At 27.0% G+C, this 16,987-nt stretch carries 20 protein-coding genes; 18 read left to right on the top strand and 2 right to left on the bottom strand.

Annotated elements, in window-relative coordinates:
• Nucleotides 1-4: 4 nt before the first annotated feature.
• From PHZ07_04090 to PHZ07_04075, 4 genes are all read left to right on the top strand, one after another.
• The gene (locus PHZ07_04090; GenBank protein ID MDD3284747.1) at nucleotides 5-1,231 is read left to right on the top strand and encodes an ABC transporter permease; all 1,227 of its coding nucleotides are present in this window, start codon (nucleotides 5-7) and stop codon (nucleotides 1,229-1,231) included.
• A 62-nt stretch (nucleotides 1,232-1,293) separates the two neighbouring features.
• Nucleotides 1,294-1,719, top strand: coding sequence for a hypothetical protein (locus tag PHZ07_04085; GenBank protein ID MDD3284746.1), 426 nt, complete (start codon nucleotides 1,294-1,296; stop codon nucleotides 1,717-1,719).
• 141 nt (nucleotides 1,720-1,860) lie between these two features.
• A complete protein-coding gene (locus tag PHZ07_04080) occupies nucleotides 1,861-2,529 on the top strand; it encodes a SurA N-terminal domain-containing protein (GenBank protein MDD3284745.1) in 669 nt (222 codons plus the stop codon).
• A gap of 149 nt (nucleotides 2,530-2,678) precedes the next feature.
• The gene (locus PHZ07_04075; GenBank protein ID MDD3284744.1) at nucleotides 2,679-4,403 is read left to right on the top strand and encodes a DUF2207 domain-containing protein; all 1,725 of its coding nucleotides are present in this window, start codon (nucleotides 2,679-2,681) and stop codon (nucleotides 4,401-4,403) included.
• An 8-nt stretch (nucleotides 4,404-4,411) separates the two neighbouring features.
• Here PHZ07_04075 and PHZ07_04070 read toward each other — a convergent pair whose 3' ends face one another.
• Nucleotides 4,412-5,356: a hypothetical protein gene (locus PHZ07_04070; GenBank protein ID MDD3284743.1), complete on the bottom strand. Its 945-nt coding sequence runs from the start codon at nucleotides 5,354-5,356 to the stop codon at nucleotides 4,412-4,414.
• Nucleotides 5,357-5,680: 324 nt separating this feature from the next.
• Complete coding sequence (locus PHZ07_04065; protein MDD3284742.1) at nucleotides 5,681-7,426, bottom strand: FlgD immunoglobulin-like domain containing protein; 1,746 nt, start codon at nucleotides 7,424-7,426, stop codon at nucleotides 5,681-5,683.
• A 255-nt stretch (nucleotides 7,427-7,681) separates the two neighbouring features.
• Here PHZ07_04065 and PHZ07_04060 point away from each other — a divergent pair, with 255 nt between their 5' ends.
• From PHZ07_04060 to PHZ07_03995, 14 genes are all read left to right on the top strand, one after another.
• Nucleotides 7,682-8,338 carry a queuosine precursor transporter gene (locus PHZ07_04060; protein ID MDD3284741.1) on the top strand — a complete coding sequence of 219 codons (657 nt, stop codon included), beginning with the start codon at nucleotides 7,682-7,684 and terminating at the stop codon, nucleotides 8,336-8,338.
• A gap of 49 nt (nucleotides 8,339-8,387) precedes the next feature.
• Nucleotides 8,388-9,503 carry a DUF5667 domain-containing protein gene (locus tag PHZ07_04055; GenBank protein MDD3284740.1) on the top strand — a complete coding sequence of 372 codons (1,116 nt, stop codon included), beginning with the start codon at nucleotides 8,388-8,390 and terminating at the stop codon, nucleotides 9,501-9,503.
• A 146-nt stretch (nucleotides 9,504-9,649) separates the two neighbouring features.
• Nucleotides 9,650-10,738, top strand: a complete 1,089-nt coding sequence (locus PHZ07_04050) for a Gmad2 immunoglobulin-like domain-containing protein (protein MDD3284739.1) — start codon at nucleotides 9,650-9,652, stop codon at nucleotides 10,736-10,738.
• A gap of 82 nt (nucleotides 10,739-10,820) precedes the next feature.
• Nucleotides 10,821-11,078: a heavy metal transporter gene (locus PHZ07_04045; GenBank protein ID MDD3284738.1), complete on the top strand. Its 258-nt coding sequence runs from the start codon at nucleotides 10,821-10,823 to the stop codon at nucleotides 11,076-11,078.
• Nucleotides 11,079-11,158: 80 nt separating this feature from the next.
• On the top strand, nucleotides 11,159-11,407 hold the full coding sequence (locus tag PHZ07_04040) for a DUF4342 domain-containing protein (protein ID MDD3284737.1): 249 nt from the start codon (nucleotides 11,159-11,161) through the stop codon (nucleotides 11,405-11,407).
• A gap of 83 nt (nucleotides 11,408-11,490) precedes the next feature.
• Nucleotides 11,491-11,634 (top strand): hypothetical protein, encoded by a 144-nt coding sequence (locus PHZ07_04035; protein MDD3284736.1) that lies wholly within the window; start codon nucleotides 11,491-11,493, stop codon nucleotides 11,632-11,634.
• A gap of 62 nt (nucleotides 11,635-11,696) precedes the next feature.
• A complete protein-coding gene (locus tag PHZ07_04030; GenBank protein ID MDD3284735.1) occupies nucleotides 11,697-12,047 on the top strand; it encodes a hypothetical protein in 351 nt (116 codons plus the stop codon).
• A 167-nt stretch (nucleotides 12,048-12,214) separates the two neighbouring features.
• Nucleotides 12,215-12,679 (top strand): hypothetical protein, encoded by a 465-nt coding sequence (locus tag PHZ07_04025; protein MDD3284734.1) that lies wholly within the window; start codon nucleotides 12,215-12,217, stop codon nucleotides 12,677-12,679.
• Between the two features lie 29 nt (nucleotides 12,680-12,708).
• On the top strand, nucleotides 12,709-13,275 hold the full coding sequence (locus tag PHZ07_04020; GenBank protein ID MDD3284733.1) for a sigma-70 family RNA polymerase sigma factor: 567 nt from the start codon (nucleotides 12,709-12,711) through the stop codon (nucleotides 13,273-13,275).
• A complete protein-coding gene (locus PHZ07_04015; protein ID MDD3284732.1) occupies nucleotides 13,272-14,690 on the top strand; it encodes a hypothetical protein in 1,419 nt (472 codons plus the stop codon). Before PHZ07_04020 ends, PHZ07_04015 begins: the two co-directional genes overlap by 4 nt.
• Nucleotides 14,691-14,805: 115 nt before the next feature.
• A complete protein-coding gene (secE, locus tag PHZ07_04010; GenBank protein ID MDD3284731.1) occupies nucleotides 14,806-14,991 on the top strand; it encodes a preprotein translocase subunit SecE in 186 nt (61 codons plus the stop codon).
• A gap of 22 nt (nucleotides 14,992-15,013) precedes the next feature.
• A complete protein-coding gene (gene nusG, locus PHZ07_04005) occupies nucleotides 15,014-15,559 on the top strand; it encodes a transcription termination/antitermination protein NusG (GenBank protein ID MDD3284730.1) in 546 nt (181 codons plus the stop codon).
• Nucleotides 15,560-15,615: 56 nt separating this feature from the next.
• Complete coding sequence (rplK, locus tag PHZ07_04000; protein MDD3284729.1) at nucleotides 15,616-16,041, top strand: 50S ribosomal protein L11; 426 nt, start codon at nucleotides 15,616-15,618, stop codon at nucleotides 16,039-16,041.
• Nucleotides 16,042-16,067: 26 nt separating this feature from the next.
• Nucleotides 16,068-16,958 (top strand): DUF5671 domain-containing protein, encoded by an 891-nt coding sequence (locus PHZ07_03995; protein MDD3284728.1) that lies wholly within the window; start codon nucleotides 16,068-16,070, stop codon nucleotides 16,956-16,958.
• Nucleotides 16,959-16,987 lie beyond the last annotated feature (29 nt).

The raw sequence follows: 16,987 nt of genomic DNA, 5'->3' as shown, positions 1-16,987 counted from the left end.
TTTTATGAAAATAGTAGATATTTTAGAAGAAACATATTTTGCACTCTCGGCTAATAAAGCAAGATCTATTCTTACTATTTTAGGGATTGTTATTGGAATAAGCTCTGTTATAGCTATGCTTTCAATTGGACAAGGTGCGCAAAATTCTATTACATCAAACATAGAATCGATTGGATCAAATTTAATAACTGTTTATCCGGGGTCACAAAAATCTGGAATGGTGAGGTCTGCTATGGGTTCTGCCAAATCACTAACATTATCTGATTCAGATGCAATAATAAATGAAGTCTCTTATGTAAAAGCTGTATCTCCAGAAATTTTTTCAAGATATCAGGTGACAGCAAAAGGTACTAATACAAACTCTCAAATTTATGGGATAACATCTGCGTATGCAACTGTAAAAAATTTAGAGATTGCAAGTGGCGATTTTATTACAGATTCTAATAATGAAAACTCTTCAAAAGTTGCTGTAATAGGTCCTACTGTAAGAGATGACCTTTTTGGTGAAGATGTAGCGGATTCTGATGTTATTGGGCAGACAATTAAAATAAATAAAATTAGTTTCCAAATAATTGGAATCACAAAATCAAAAGGTGGTTCTGGCTTTGGAAGTCAAGATGACATGATTTTTATTCCACTTTCTACATCACAGAGATTTTTATCAAAAGATGAATATTTATCATCTATTAGTGTTTCAGCCTATGATGCTGATTCTCTTACATCAGTTCAAGAACAAATAACACAATTATTACTTACTAGACATAATATTAGCGATCCAAATTTGGCTGATTTTAGAACATTAAACCAAGCAGATATTGCTGAAACAGCATCAAGCGTTGCAAAAACATTTACAATGTTGCTTGGTTCTGTGGCAGGAATCTCTCTTATCGTTGGTGGAATTGGAATTATGAATATGATGCTTACAAATGTTACAGAACGTACACGAGAAATAGGACTTAGAAAATCAATAGGCGCAAAAAGGAAAGATATAAGTAATCAATTTTTGATTGAAGCAATTGCACTTACAATTATTGGAGGACTTATCGGTATTGTTCTTGGATTTGGAATATCTTGGGGCTTGTCTTATTTTGGTTCTATAACTACAAAGACAACACTGCTTTCTATTCTTTTAGCATTTGGAGTATCTACTGCCATTGGAGTTATATTTGGTTATTATCCTGCAAGTCGTGCAGCAAAATTAAATCCAATTGACGCCTTAAGATATGAATAATATTTATAATATATAATAAAAATAATAATTAACAATTTCGCTTTAAGCGAAGTGAAAAAAATATGAACAAAAAAATATTATTAATCATTTTGGTAATTTTGATTGTTGGTGGGGGAGCATTTTATGCCGGATTAAGTTATGGAAAAACAAAAGTAGTAAAAAATATACCAATGAATTTTGACAATAATAGAATGGGAAGTCAAATTGGAAATACAAAAAGAACTGGACAAGGAAATGGATCTGCGATAAATGGAGAAATACTTTCAAAAGACGACAAAAGTATTACTATGAAGCTTAATGATGGTGGATCTAAAATAGGATTTTTTACGGCAAGTACAACAATTAGTAAAAGTACAGAAGGAATAAAAGATGATTTAGTAAGTGGAAAACAAGTAATGGTTTTTGGAAGTGCAAATTCAGATGGAAGTATAAATATACAAAGTATTCAATTAAGAGATGCTTTGCCAGTACAAGATATTAAAAAATAATAATTTTTGTAAAATTTATAGTTTATTTTTATGAATTTTGTTTTAGGATATTTTTTATGATTTGATTTGTTGATTTTTGCTTCAAAATATGAGATTATTATAGTACTGAATTTTTAAAAATAAATATTAATAACAAATTTTATGGAAGAAGAAATCATAAAAGAAGAACCAACAAGTACACCAGAAATTAAACAAGAGACAGAAAAAAAAGAGCACAAAAAAATAGCAATAAAAGTTAATGTAAAAACTATTGTTATTGTTGTAATAATTATAGTTCTTGGAGTTTTGGCTTATTTTTCAAGAAGTTTATTTGTTGCAGCTACTGTAGATGGAATTTCTATAAGTCGTTTATCTCTTATTTCTAAGCTTGAAAAAGCATCAGGAAAAAGTTTATTGGATTCTGTTATTACAGAAAAATTGATTCAAAATGAAGCAAAAGCAAAAAAAATTGTTGTAAGTGATGAAGATGTAAATACGCAAATAAAAACAATAGAAGATCAAATTTCTGCACAAGGTAGTACAATTAACGAAGCGCTTAATACACAGGGTATGAGTATGGATGATTTAAAAAAACAAATTATACTCCAGAAACAAGTTGAAAAGCTAATCGGAGATAAAGTAGTTATTACAGAGCAAGAAATAGCTAAGTACATAACAGATAATGAAATTGAAGTACAAAGTGGACAAGAGGCAATGATTAATGAACAAGTTAGAAATCAATTGATGAATGATAAATTTAGTACCGAAGTAGAAGCATTGATAAGTGACTTAAAGGCAAAAGCAAAGATTAAATATTTTGTAAAATATTAATTTTAAAAAATATTTGTATATAAAAAAACATCTTTATAAGGTGTTTTTTTATTTTCTTCTTTTTATTTTTGAAAAAAATTTGTGATAATTTTGAATATTGATATAATTGTTTTGTAGATAAAAACTATATAATTTTAATAAACAAAAATATGTTTAAAAAAATAATTGTTTTTGTAATTTCATTATTTTTTTTCTTACCAAATTTTGTTTTTGCAAAAGAAAATGTAAATTATTGGTATATTCATGATTTTAGAATTGAAATTGAATTGAATACTGATTCATCTGCACTTATTACAGAATATATTACTGCTGATTGTGGAAATGCAAGTGACAAACACGGTATTTTTCGTGTTTTAGGAACGCAAATAAATACAGGAGAAAAGATTATTCAAACTCCAGTTGAATTAATAAGTATTACTGATTTTGATAATAATCCATATAAATATCAAACGATAAAAGATGGCAAAAACAAAACTATTACATGGAAAATTGGTGATGCAAATATAGAAGTAAAAGGGACAAATTACTACAAAATTATATATAAAGTTCAAAACGTAATTTACAATCAAAATGAATTTGATGAATTTTACTACAACATTTTGGGAAATTTTTGGGATTTAGAAATTGATAATTTTAGTGCAAAAATTTTTTTACCAAAAGAAATCAACAAAAATGATGTAAAAATTGATTATTATACAGGTTTACAAAATTCAAAAAATAAAGATTTAGCAATTTACAATTGGTTTGATGATAATACTTTGGAGTTTAATTCTACAAAAATAATTCCAAAAAATAATGGAATTACAGTTTCTATTGCAATGCCAAAAAATATTTTTATTCCAGCTCAACTGAGTGAAGAATTGTATAATCAAGAATTAATGAGTGATAAATTTGATTTTGTAGTTTTTACATTACTTCCAATTATTTTTAATTTTATTTTACCAATTATTGCTATAATATTTTGTTTTGTTATTTGGAAAAAACACGGGAATGATCCGAAAGATGATAGAACTATTATAGCTGAATATGATATTCCAGATAATTTGGATCCAATGTTATTTGGAACGTTATGGAAACAAGGAAAATTGAAAAATAATTTTATTACTGCTTCAATTATAAATTTTGCTGTAAAAGGAATTTTGAAAATAGAAGAAACAGAAAAAAATTATATTGTTATGAAAAAAAAGGATTATATACTGCATAGAATAAAAAATGAAAAAGTAGAAAAATCTCTTAGCTCCAATGAAAGAGAATTATTGGTAAAATTGTTTGATTACAAAGATTCTGTTGTTATTTCTTCTTTGAAAGATAAATTTTATAAAGACGTCGCTAAACTCAAAAAAAATGTAAAAGAAAAATTAATAGAATTAGGATATATTGAAAGGCATGGATTTAAATGGCAATTGATTTTTGTAGTTTTAGGAATTATTTCATTTATAATTGCTTCTATTCCTACTGGAATTATATTTATACTTTTTTCTATTATTATGCCAAAAAAAACACAAAAAGGAACAGAAATTTTATGGAAAATAAAAGGATTGAAATTGTATATGGAAACAGCAGAAAAAGATCGTCAAAGATTTTATGAAAAAGAAAATATTTTTGAAAAATTATTGCCATATGCAATCGTTTTTGGTATGACAGGACTTTGGGTTTCTAAAATGAAAGAAATCTACGGAAAAGAAAAATTCAATTCAATATTACCAGTATGGTATATTGGAAATAATTTCAATTTTTCAAATTTGGATTCTTTTACAAAAAGTTTGAATAGTATTGTATCAAGTGTTTCTAGTGCACCTCATAATAGCAGTGGAATAGGTGGTGGAGGATTTTCTGGTGGTGGAATAGGTGGCGGCGGAGGAGGCGGTTGGTAGATAATATTTTACCAGAGTTTGTTTATAAAAATATTTAAATAAACAAATAATACATATAAAGAAATTAAAAATATACCTTCTATCCTACTTAATATTTTTCCTGTTTTATAAAACAATACAATAAGACTTAATATAAGTGCAATAAATGGTATAAGCATTATATATGAATTATCTACAATTATATTTATTGGTTTTATTATACTTATAAGTCCTAATATCATTATATTTGCCATAGCGGAACCCATTATATGACTAAATGATAGTTCTGAATTTTTTTTGCGCCAAGAAGTAAGTGTTATTATTATTTCTGGCAAATTTGTTCCTATTGAAAACATTATAAGTCCAATTACAAATGGGTTTATATTTGTTTTGTTTAATAAGTCAGTAGATATTCTTATTATGATATCCGAGGTAAATAATAATATTATTATGGATATTATTATAATAAAAATATATTTTGTAATTTTTTGTTCTTTTATAAAAGATATTTGTATTCCTTGTTCATCTTTTTTATTTCTTTTATAAAGATAAAATAACAATAATACATAAGAAATTATTATAAATATTCCATCAATTATACTAAATTTTCCATCCAAACCTAGTAGTATGGGAAAAAATATAAAAGAAATTTGAGGTAATAATTCAAAAGATTTTCCATTAGTTTTTATTTTTTTATTTAAAATAAGACTTGTTCCCAGTATAAGTCCAAATAAAACCATTATTCCGCCAAATAAATTTCCAGCAGATATATTAGATATATTTTTTATACTAGCATTTATTCCCAGTATCATTTCTGGAAAAGATGTCATTATTCCAAGAATTATTCCAAGAGTAAAAATTTTTATTCCAAGTTTTTTGGAAATATTTTTTATATTTTTTACGGCAAAGTCAGCACTTATTCCAAGTATTATAAATAAAATAATTAATAATATTATATCTGTTGTTGTATTCATATTTTTTTATATATTATAATCTATTTATTATTTTATCATTTATTATTTTACCATATTTATATAAATTATATAAAAATTATAAATTAAAAAATCTAGCTAGGCTAGATTTTTTTCGACTATTTATATTTTATTAGATTGAAATAGATTCCTTATTATATAGTATAAAATTTTCTCTATTTTAATTCCATCCCGGGAGTGAGTCACTCCGGGAGTGCTTTGTAAAAAAAAGAAAACCCTTTGTCAATTGCTGACTTAGAGTTTTCAAGGTTTTGTATTCATCATCTTACCGTCGAGCTAAACTCAACAATGAGACGAATGAAGAAGTTATTTCATAAGTATCATCTTTTTTGTAGATGAATACTTTCCGGTTCGCATCTTGTAATAATAAACACCACTGGCGACATAATTGCCGGAGTTATCTGTTCCATTCCAGGTAATCTGGTGAGAGCCAGTAAATTTCTGGCCGTTAAATAGTGTCTTTATCAGTTGTCCCTTGATATTAAATATTTGTAAGGACATTTCGCCAGCTTTTGGCAGATTGAAGCTGATGGTTGTTTCCGGGTTGAAGGGATTTGGATAATTTTGGTTTAAAACAGGAATATTGGCAATGGGAATAATAGAATCATTATTGGAAACAGGGTATGTTTCCCAAAATCCCATGTCTGGGCTATTTCCATAATATTGGTTGGGATACAAATTAATAATTTGCACACCATTCCAATAAAACAGATCGTGACCTGCATCAATACATGGAGATCCGATTTCAGGTTTGTAATCCTGATCAAGTTCTGGATCTTCATCGATATTCCAGTCTAACCAATGGATTGTTCCATTGTTTTCTGTGTCGATGGCATTTACCCCACCCTGTATATCGCTACATACAACAATTAATGTATCCGCTGTAAAAGCAAAACAGAATCCTACATTAGCCGCTTCTTCATATCCAGTATTTGTGAAAGCTTTTTTGTTGTTCCAGATAATTGAATTGCCAATTACAGCCCTACTTCCAGAGGATAAATATAGCCCCCCAAAAATAACTGAATTTTGAGGAGACCTAGCTATATTATTCGTTATAGTGCAATTGATGATTTCAACAGATCCTTGTTGAACACATATACCAGCACCATTATTTGAATAATTTTCAGCTATTAGACAGTTTTGTAATCTTGGATGACCGTTTTGAATATATATTCCTCCTCCATAGGAATTTGCATAATTGTTCATAATTATGCAATTTTTTATTATTGGAGAGGAATAAATAATTCTTAGTGCTCCTCCATAGCTGTCATTGGGAGCTAAATTGGCATTTCCATTGATAATTCGGAATCCTAATAGTGTGTCATTCTGGTATTGAGTTCCAGGATAAAATCTTATTATGCTTTCAGCTAATCCTCCGATACCAGAAATTACGGTATTTTGAATCGAACTTTCATTGTGATTTATTCCAAAGTTTGACATCACGGTAATTCCAGTTCCCCAAAAATTCAACTTCTCATAATATATTCCTTCGTCAACAAGAACTGTATCGCCAACTGAAGCCGCATAAATAGCTGACTGAATTGTTGGAAATTGGGTTGGTACATTTAATACATTTCCAATAACATTTACCACCTGTATCCAACTTCCTGATATTGGCAATCCCCATGTTTCGGTAGCAGAGGTTTGCGCCTCAATTAAAGAGAATATAAACCATTCATTTTCAGAACATGCTGTTGCCTGTACCATCAGATTGGTATTTAAATATTGAGACACAACGATGGGATTAGAAAAGATAATATCAATTCTTTGCCTTGTGCTATCTGGAACAACCTGTATTTGTAAAAAATGTGTTCCATTTGATATGCCGATGTTGCTTATTCCAGACACATTAATTCCATTTGGGACAATAGTAATAGAAAATAATGTATCTATTTCCGTGGATGAAGGTGTCACATCAACCATAAATTGCATAAGTACAACTGTTTGTTGGACTCTGACAGTTTGGTTAATTGTTTCTGTAGCAATGAATCTAATGCTACCAAAAGCCATGGTAGCTATTAGGATCATTATGAGAATGAGTGTAGTTTTCATTATCTCCTCCTGAGATATAATATATTTTGAAAGATATCTTAGGTTTACAATGATTACAATATTTTGTCAACAGGTTATACAACCTGTTTCACTAAGTCATTCTACCTGTTGCACTGAGTTATTTGACTTGGTGATGTTTTTTGCTTAATATCAGAAAATATGCGAAAATAAGTATATTAATTAGCAATAAAAAATATATGTTGTAATTTTTTTATTTAATTTTAATTTTATTTAATTCACAATTAATTTTTTATTATGGAAGATCAAAAAAGAGATTTTAAATTATTAATAGCACTTACTTTATATATTGTTTCGCTTTTTGCCTCAAATACTTTAGGATTAAAAATTATGCCATTTTTGTTTGGAACGCATTTATCTGTTGCTGTCTTCTTTTTTCCATTTGTATTTATTACAACAGATGTAATAGGACAAGTATTTGGCAAAAAAATGGCAAAGAATTTTGTGTTTGCCGGTATTGTATCAATAGTTTTGTTTATGTTTTATTCTGTGATTTCAATTTATACTCCATGGTCACAAGGTGGACTTTGGGCAAAAGATTCTTATAATTCTATGTTTGGAATTTCGCTCAGAATGTCAATTGCATCGCTTTTGGCATTTGTAATGGCATCTTACCAGGATGTTTTTTCATTTTTCTTTTTTAGAGACAAGTTAAAATGTAAGTATTTTTGGCTAAGATCAAATTTATCCAATCTATGGTCTCAGGCAATTGACTCTCTTATTTTTATGTTTGTCGCTTTTCTTGGAATTTATTCTGTTAAAACAATACTCCTTATGAGTATTCCTTGGTATATATACAAAGTTTTGATGGGAGTGCTTTATACACCACTTTCATATTTGGGAATTTATTTGTTAAAAGATAAAGCTCATAATACAAACAATACAACTGTTTAATTGTATTTGGATTTGTTATAATTAAGGTATTAATCATTTAATAATATATATGAAAAAAATAAAATTTTTATTTTTAATTTGTGCATTTTTTGTATCATGTTTGTTTTATAGTATTATGTTTGCACAAGAAAGTACTACCACAACAAGTTCAAATACAGATCAAATTATACTTGAATCTTCAACAAATTCAGATATAGAGAATATTGTTGATAATGCTATTCTTTTAGAAGAGTCGGTAAATACAGAATTAGAAAATTTAGATGGTTTAACAATTGAAGAACCAAAAAATATTCCAGGTGGACTTGGACTTTTGTGGAAAGATTTCAAAAAAAATTTATCTATTACATTTACTTTTGACAAGCTAAAAAAAGCAGAGAAAAGACTTCAATATGCAGAGGAAAAAATAAAAATTGCAAATTTTATAGCTGAGCAAAGTGATAATCCAAAAGTTCAGGAAAAAGCTCAAAAAATGATAGAAACAGCAAATGAGCATATTGCAAAAATAGAAGAAAATAAAGATAAATTATTTGACAATATTGATGATAAAAAATCAAGATTATTAAAAAATCTAGCAACACACCAATTAAACACAGAAAAAGTTTTGGAAAAATTGGAAGACAAAATTCCAGTAGATAAATTAGAACAGTTTCAAATTTTTAGAGATAAGTTGGCAGAGAAAAAAGATACTTTTTTGGAAAAGATACAAAACAATGTAAATATTCCAGAAGATGTAAAACAAAAAATTTTAGATACCAAAAATGCTATAGAGGAAAAGAGGATGGAGCGAGAACAGATAAGATTAGAAACAAGAGATTTGATTCAAGGAATAAAATCTGGAAATGAAGAAGCGAAAGTAGAATTAGAACAATTAAGGTTGCAAATAAAAGAAGAGAAACAACAAAGAATTGAAGTATTAAAAATAAAGAAAGATCAAATTATACAAGATATAAAATCAGGAGATGAAAATTTGAAAAGACAAGCTATTGATGCAATAAATAAATTGAATATAGAAAATAAAATACAAAACACCAAAAGGATTATGGAAAAAAATCAGATAAAGACAGATGTCAAAGAATTAAAAAATGATTTGAAACAAGAGGCAAAGCAAATAATTCGTGAAACACAGCAAATCAAAAAAACTAATGGAAATACAACGGGACAATAATTAATAATATATATTTTTAACAAAACCACTGAATTGTAAAATTCAGTGGTTTTTTATTTTTTTAAACATTTGTTTGTAAGTATTCTTTATTATTGATTTTTTTGCTATATTTACTGTTATAGTGTTAATTATTTAATAACAAGAATATGAAACATGGAAAAATATTTATTTCGATTGGTGTATTTTTAACAATCTTAATATTATTTACTTTTTATTATTATAAAAATACACAAAAAATAAATTCAGATTTTGGAAAAAATTTACAAGAGATTTGTGTCGGTAATGGTGGAGATTGGATAGGTAAATATAATGAATGTGAAATGATTAATGAAGATATTTGTAAAAATATAGGAGGATTATTTTTTGAATGTAAATCAGCTTGTCGTCATAATTTAGATCCAAATATTATTTGTACTATGCGATGTGTCCCAGTTTGTGAGTTTAGTAATAATAATTTAAATACAACAAGTGATTCAAAAAATGCAACATATTATATAAATGGAGAATATATAATTTTAAAAGATGGAAACTTCGAAGGAAATATACCCAATTCAAAATCAAAAATGATTGTAAGTATTTTAGGTGATGTTGTATTTGGAGATTTAAATAGTGATGGAATAGATGATTCGGCTTTCATAGTTACTCAAAAAATGGGTGGGAGCGGGATTTTTTATTACGTTGTCTCTGCTATAAAAAATGCTAATAATTATATTGGAACAAATGGTGTATTTCTTGGAGATAGAATAAATACAAAAAGTATTTCTATTAAAGACGGATTTGTTGTTTTGAATTATTTTGATAGAAAAGACAAGGAAGATTTTTCTGTAGAACCATCGGTTTTATTTGTGAAACAACTTGGAATTGAAAATGGAATATTAAAAGATATGATGAATATAGATTCTAATAACTATAGTAATAAGATAAAATTATTTAGCCCACTCCCAGGTGAAAAAATAAAAAGTCCACTTATTTTAGAGGGTGAGGCAAGAGGTAATTGGTTTTTTGAGGCAAGTTTTCCAGTAGTTCTTACTGATTGGGATGGTGTAATTATTGCACAGGGAATAGCACAAGCAGAGGGTGAGTGGATGACCGAAGACTTCGTAAAATTTAAAGCAGAATTGAATTTTAAAAAACCAGAATTGTACAATAGAGGAGCATTGATACTTAAAAAAGATAATCCATCTGGACTTTCAGAAAATGATGATGCATATGAGATAACAATTTTTTTTGAATAAATAAATAATTAAATTTTAGTTTTTAGTTTTTGAGAAATATTTATTTCTGAAAGCTGAAATCTAAAATCCGAAAGCTAATAATATGAATAGCATAAAAGTCGTTAATATTAAATGTGGTGGATGTGAGGCGGGAATAATTTTCAAACTTACAAATGCAGGATTCAAAAATGTAAGTGTTGATATAGAAAATCAGATAATAAATTTTGATGGAGAAATAGAAAAGGCAAAAATTATTTTGACAAAAATGGGATATCCAGAGACAGGAACTAGTGATGCAAAAAGTTTTACAAAAAAAGCAAAATCATATGTATCTTGTATGATAGGAAAAATGAAAAAGTAGCTTATTTTTGTATAAATTGTAATTATGATATTTTTTTAAAAAAGTGTTACAATATATATATAATTTTAAATAATATAAATATGGTAAATAATAATCAAAAAAGAGAAGAATTTCATGTTTCTGGTAAGGAAATTGTTAAAAAAGTAAAAGAACTTGTAAAAGAAGGTAATGCTAGAAGAATAATTATAAAAAATGAAACCGGAAAAACTATTATAGAAATTCCACTTACAATAGGTTTTGTAGGTGCAGTTTTGGCACCAGCTTTGGCTGCAGTGGGTGCTCTTGCAGCACTTGTTACAGAGTGTACTATAATAGTAGAAAAAAAATAATACGGTTATGCGATTGAACAAGAAATATAAGAGATATTCAATAATATATTATTCATTTATCAAAAGTTTAAATTTTTAATTTTATGATAGATCTTCCACGAAAAAAAGCTATAATGTTTGTTCTTTATTTAATATTAGTTTCAAATATTATTGGAATGATGGTATATTTTTATAATGGATTTGAAAAAGATGCGTATGGTATTGTTTCAAATAACTATGATTTTTAATTAATTTAATAATCCAGTTATACCTTGTTTCGCAGAGGTGAGTAGCTGGGCAAGTAAAAATTATGAATATAATATATGAAATAGATACAGATAAAAAAGTATCTCCAGAAAACGTTAGAGATGCAATAGTAGAGTGTTTTTATAATGCACATAAAGAAGTATTAGAAGATAACATGTTTGTAATGCTTGAAGATGATAATGTGCAAGTTGAATCAAGTAATGCACAGAAGGAATATATAAGACAAATGATTATAAATTATTTTGTGAAAGTTGGTGGTGATTTTGATAAGCCAACAAAAGAAGATATTTTAAAAGTGATGAATGAACTCAAAGAATTTGCCAAAAATTTTAGAAAGCCGGAAATCATAGAAAGTCATTATAGTGAGATAATGCAATTAGTAAATAAATTATAAAGTTATTCTATTTTTATTAGTTTAATCCCTCGTTAGACATATCTAAGGAGGGTTACTTTTTTATATACTTTTCGTATAAATATATAATTGTTATTTTAAATTTCAAGTGATAGAATTTATATATAATTAATAAATTTATCCCATCATAAAGATGGGGCAAGAAAAACATGAAAAAAAATATAGTTTTATTTATGTTTGTTGTATTTTCGGTACTTTTTGTAAGTGGATGTATAAACAAAACGAATCAAAGTATTAATAAAGATGAAAACAAAATGAAGCCAATACAAAATGATGACACAAAAAAACAAGAAGAAATTTCAAACGAAATAAAAAACGCTGAAATTAATCAAATAGGTGGACAGAGAGATGATTATGGATGTCTTAATCCAGCTGGATATTCTTATGATGAAGAAATAATGGCATGTACAAGAAATTGGGAAATTACTGAAGATTTAAAAAGACCCGCAAAAATAGCAGTAGAGATTTCAAGTTATAGCTCACTTACCGTTATTGAGGTTTTGAAAATGGATTGTGAGGGTTGTTTTACAGTAAAATTACAAAGAAATAATATAGAGGATCCTGAAAAACAATATTATACAGTGGAATTGAAAAATTGGAAGGTAGTAAATTAAGCTTTCTCGAATATGGGGACAAGAAAAATATGGATCAAAATGAATTAGATCTAATTCAAAAAGCAAAAAATGGTAATAGTGACGCTTTTGGAAATTTATATGATATTTATATAGAAAAGATCTATAACTTTATTTATTACAAAACATATCACAAGGAAACTGCAGAAGATATTACAAGTTCTACATTTTTAAAGGTTTTTACTAAATTAAATACATTTAATGAAAATAAATCTAGTTTTTCTACTTGGATATATACAATAGCTAGAAATACTGTAATAGATTATTTTAGAACACAAAAAAATAATTTTGATATTGAAGATATATGGGATTTATCAAATGACGAAAATATTGATATTGATGTTGAAAATAGAATACAACTGGAAAAATTAAGAGAATATTTAAAAAAAATAGATAAAGAAAAAAGAGAAATTATTATTTTACGTGTTTGGGAAGGATTATCTTATAAAGAAATATCGGAGATTATCGGAAAAACAGAAGATAATTGTAAAATGACATTTTCAAGAGTTATTAGACAGCTTAGAAATGATATGCCGATTGCCTTATTTATAACATTATTAATAAATAAAATATTATGAATATAGAAAAAATATTAGAAGATTTATATATTATAGATCCTGAATTAAAAAATTATGAATTTGACATAAAAAATATAGTTTTGGAACTTTTGAAGTCGAAGCCAAATATTAAATTTGATAAAAAATTTGCAATTAAATTAAAAAATAATTTAACTTCGGATAAAAGAGAAATTAAAAACTCAGATATTAATTTTGTTCAAAAATTTGTTTATGTTTTTATTGGAGCTACTTTGTGTACTATTTTGATAATACCATTGAGTTATTATGTTATGAATAACAAAAATAGTAATAATAATTTTGCCTTGGGATTCATTCCACATATAAACACTTTGAAAGATAAAGCTTTTGGTAATTTGTCATTGCAGCAAGAACAAGTGGCTGATGTCGCAAGAGATGAAGTCAGAGTAGTGACTGAATTAGGAGTTAGAGGAGGAATAAATAATGTTACTATACCATCTCCGGCTACAAAATCTATGATAATGCCATCAATGGATAGAATAAGTTATAATTATGTATATAATGGAGATGATTTTGATATAAAAGATTCCAGAATGGATGTTTTTAGTAGAAATAAAAAATTTAATTTAGTTGTACCTGATTTTTTGAACAGTTTTGATTTGGGTCTTTTGGATTTATCAAAATTTGAGAATTCTATGTTGCAAAATTTTACTATAGAGGAAAATATCGAATTCGGTCATGTTGTAAATGTTAATTTTCAAGAAGGGGCAGTTGCTATTTTTGAAAATAGTAAATGGTCAAATTTATATTCAAATAGTTTAAAAATGTCTGATATCCCAAGTGATGAAGATATTCTAAAAATAGTAGATGATTTTATAAAAGAAAAAAATATTAATTTAGATTTTTATTCTAAGCCATATATAGATAATACATGGAAAATATATCAGCAGACTGATGATAAGGGAGAAATTTATGTTCCAGAGACAATGTCTGTTGTTTATCCGATGATTTTAAATGATAAAATTGTTTATGATCAGGGTGGAATAGCTTCTGGTTTGATAATTAATGTAAATATAAGATATAAAAAAGTTGCATCCATTTCGAATTTGAAATTACAAAATTATGACAAATCTTTATATGACTGCGAGACAGATAAGGATAAAATATTACAATTTGTACAAAATGGAGGAATAAATTCTAGACAATATTATCAGTCAGAAGAGAGTATAGATTTAAATTTAGATACCCCAGAGCAAATTTATATATATTATTACAAGTATGATAATGAAGAAAATCAAGAACTTATTGTTCCAGCTTTGAGATTTAAAGTGAAAAAAATAGATGAAAGCAATTTTGCTCCACAATATATCATAGTTCCACTCGTAAAAGAATTATTAGATAATGTGGGTAATGATATTATTACTCCTATATTATATAGAGAATCTGGTTCTAGATAGTGCGTATATTAGTGCTTTTTAGCCCCATTATTGACATTTTTAATTATTATGTCTATAATAATATTAACTGATTAGCTGGTTCTAGCTATAGTTTTTTATTATTTAGTTTAAAATCATGATTAATAAATTTGTAAATTATATCAAAGATTCTGTAAAAGAATTAAAGAAAGTTATTTGGCCTACAAAAAAAGAAGTTATCAAAAAAACAGAGCAAGTATTATTTGTTAGTTTTATGGTATTTATATTTTTAGGAATAGTAGATTTTCTTTTGGTAAAAGGTTTAGAATTAATAGTGAAATAATTTTTTTAAAATAAAAAATGTTATGTCAAAACAGAACGAAAATTTAGGATTAAGATGGTATGTGATACACACATATTCTGGGTATGAAGAAAATGTAAAAAGAAATCTTGAAGAAAGAATAGAATCTATGAGTATGCAAGATAAGATTTTGGATGTACTTATACCAACCGAAACTAAAATAAAAATTAAGAATGGAAAAAGAAAAACCGTTAGGGAAAAGATTTTTCCAGGATATGTTTTGGTAAAAATGAGCGTAACAGATGATTCTTGGTATGTGGTGAGAAATACTCCAAATGTTACAGGTTTTATTGGTTCTGGTACAAATCCAACACCAATGTCTGATGAAGAAGTAAAAAGTCTTCAAAAGAGAATGGGCGTTGAAGAACCAGAATATAAAATAGATGTAGAAAAGGGTGCTGGTGTAAAAATTATCGATGGACCATTTAAAGATTTTGAGGGCAAAGTTTTTTCTATTGATGAAAATCATGGAAAAATCAAAGTTCTTGTTTCAATGTTTGGTCGTGAAACTCCAGTAGAATTAGATTTTTTACAAGTAAAAAAGGTTTAGTTGACCTATTTTGGTTGAGCTTCTCTAAATCTAAATTAAAAAAGAACTAAAATATTATGGCAAAGAAAAAAATAAAGACAACTATAAAATTACAAATACAGGGTGGTAAAGCAAATCCAGCTCCACCAGTAGGACCAGCTTTGGGTCAACACGGAGTAAATATTCAAGATTTTTGTGCAAAATTTAATGAAGCTACAAAAGATAGAATGGGAGAAGTTACTCCTGCTGTTATTACTATTTATGAAGATACAAGTTTTGATTTTATCCTAAAGACACCTCCAGCATCAGAATTATTAAAAAAAGTTGCTGGGATATCAAAAGGTTCTGGAAAACCCCTAACGGAAAAAGTTGCTACAATATCAAGAGCTAAATTAAGAGAAGTTGCAGAGAAGAAATTTGCAGATCTTAACGCTTATGATATAGAATCAGCTATGAAAATAGTTGAAGGTACAGCTAGACAAATGGGTATAAAAATTGAATAGAGTTTTTTATAAACTAAAACAAAAATATGTCATCAACAAACAGTGCTAAGATTACATTCTTTTATTTATTATCATTATTTGGCTTAGTTTTTGCAGCTATTTCAAGTGGAATGATTTTATTTCAAGTAATTAATAAATTAATCCCTGATACTATTAATTATAGTGGTAGATTTTCAGCAGAGGCTTTGAGTTTTGCTATTTCATCTGTAATTATAGCTATGCCAGTTTATTATTGGATGACTTCCTTGATTCAAAAGAGTTTGAAAAAAGGAGAATTAGATAAAAATTCGCAATTGAGGAAATGGATGACTTATATTATTATTTTTGTTTCTGCAGTAGTTATTATTATTTCTCTGATTGTGATTATTAATAATTATTTAAATGGTGATTTAACATCTAAAACTGCTTTAAAAGTATTAACCACTATTGTAATCTCTGGAGTAGTTCTTTCTTATTATCTTTATAATATTAAACGGATTGATTTTGAAAAAAATATAGTATCGAAGGTTTATTTTTGGGGTTCTATGTTTTTAGTAATTACAATATTAATTTCTGGTTTCTTAGTTGCTGATTCCCCAGCCCAAGTTAGAAAAATAAAATTTGATACTAATACTGTTAATGATCTAAATAGTATTAGAAATGGTATTGAAGAATATACTAGAAATTATGGAGAGCTACCAAAAAACTTAGAAAGTTTGAGTTCAGATATGTTATATTATCTTAGAACAGAAACAGATATTAACAATTATGAATATAAAATTTTGAGCGATAAAGAATACGAAATTTGTGCTGAATTTAAAACCAATAGTGATGATATAAAAGACACATATATTAATCAAAAAGAGTGGCCACATGAAATTGGTAAAAAATGTTTTGAAAGAAAAGTATTTTTAGTAGATATTAAGTTAAAAGATTAAATAAAATAATGAGGGACCGCACTCCACTA

The organism is Patescibacteria group bacterium (assembly GCA_028692545.1).
Lineage (GTDB): Bacteria > Patescibacteriota > Patescibacteriia > UBA1558 > S5-K13 > STD2-204.
The sequence above is the reverse complement of the archived record's forward strand: the minus strand, read 5'-3'. Positions and strand labels throughout refer to the sequence as shown.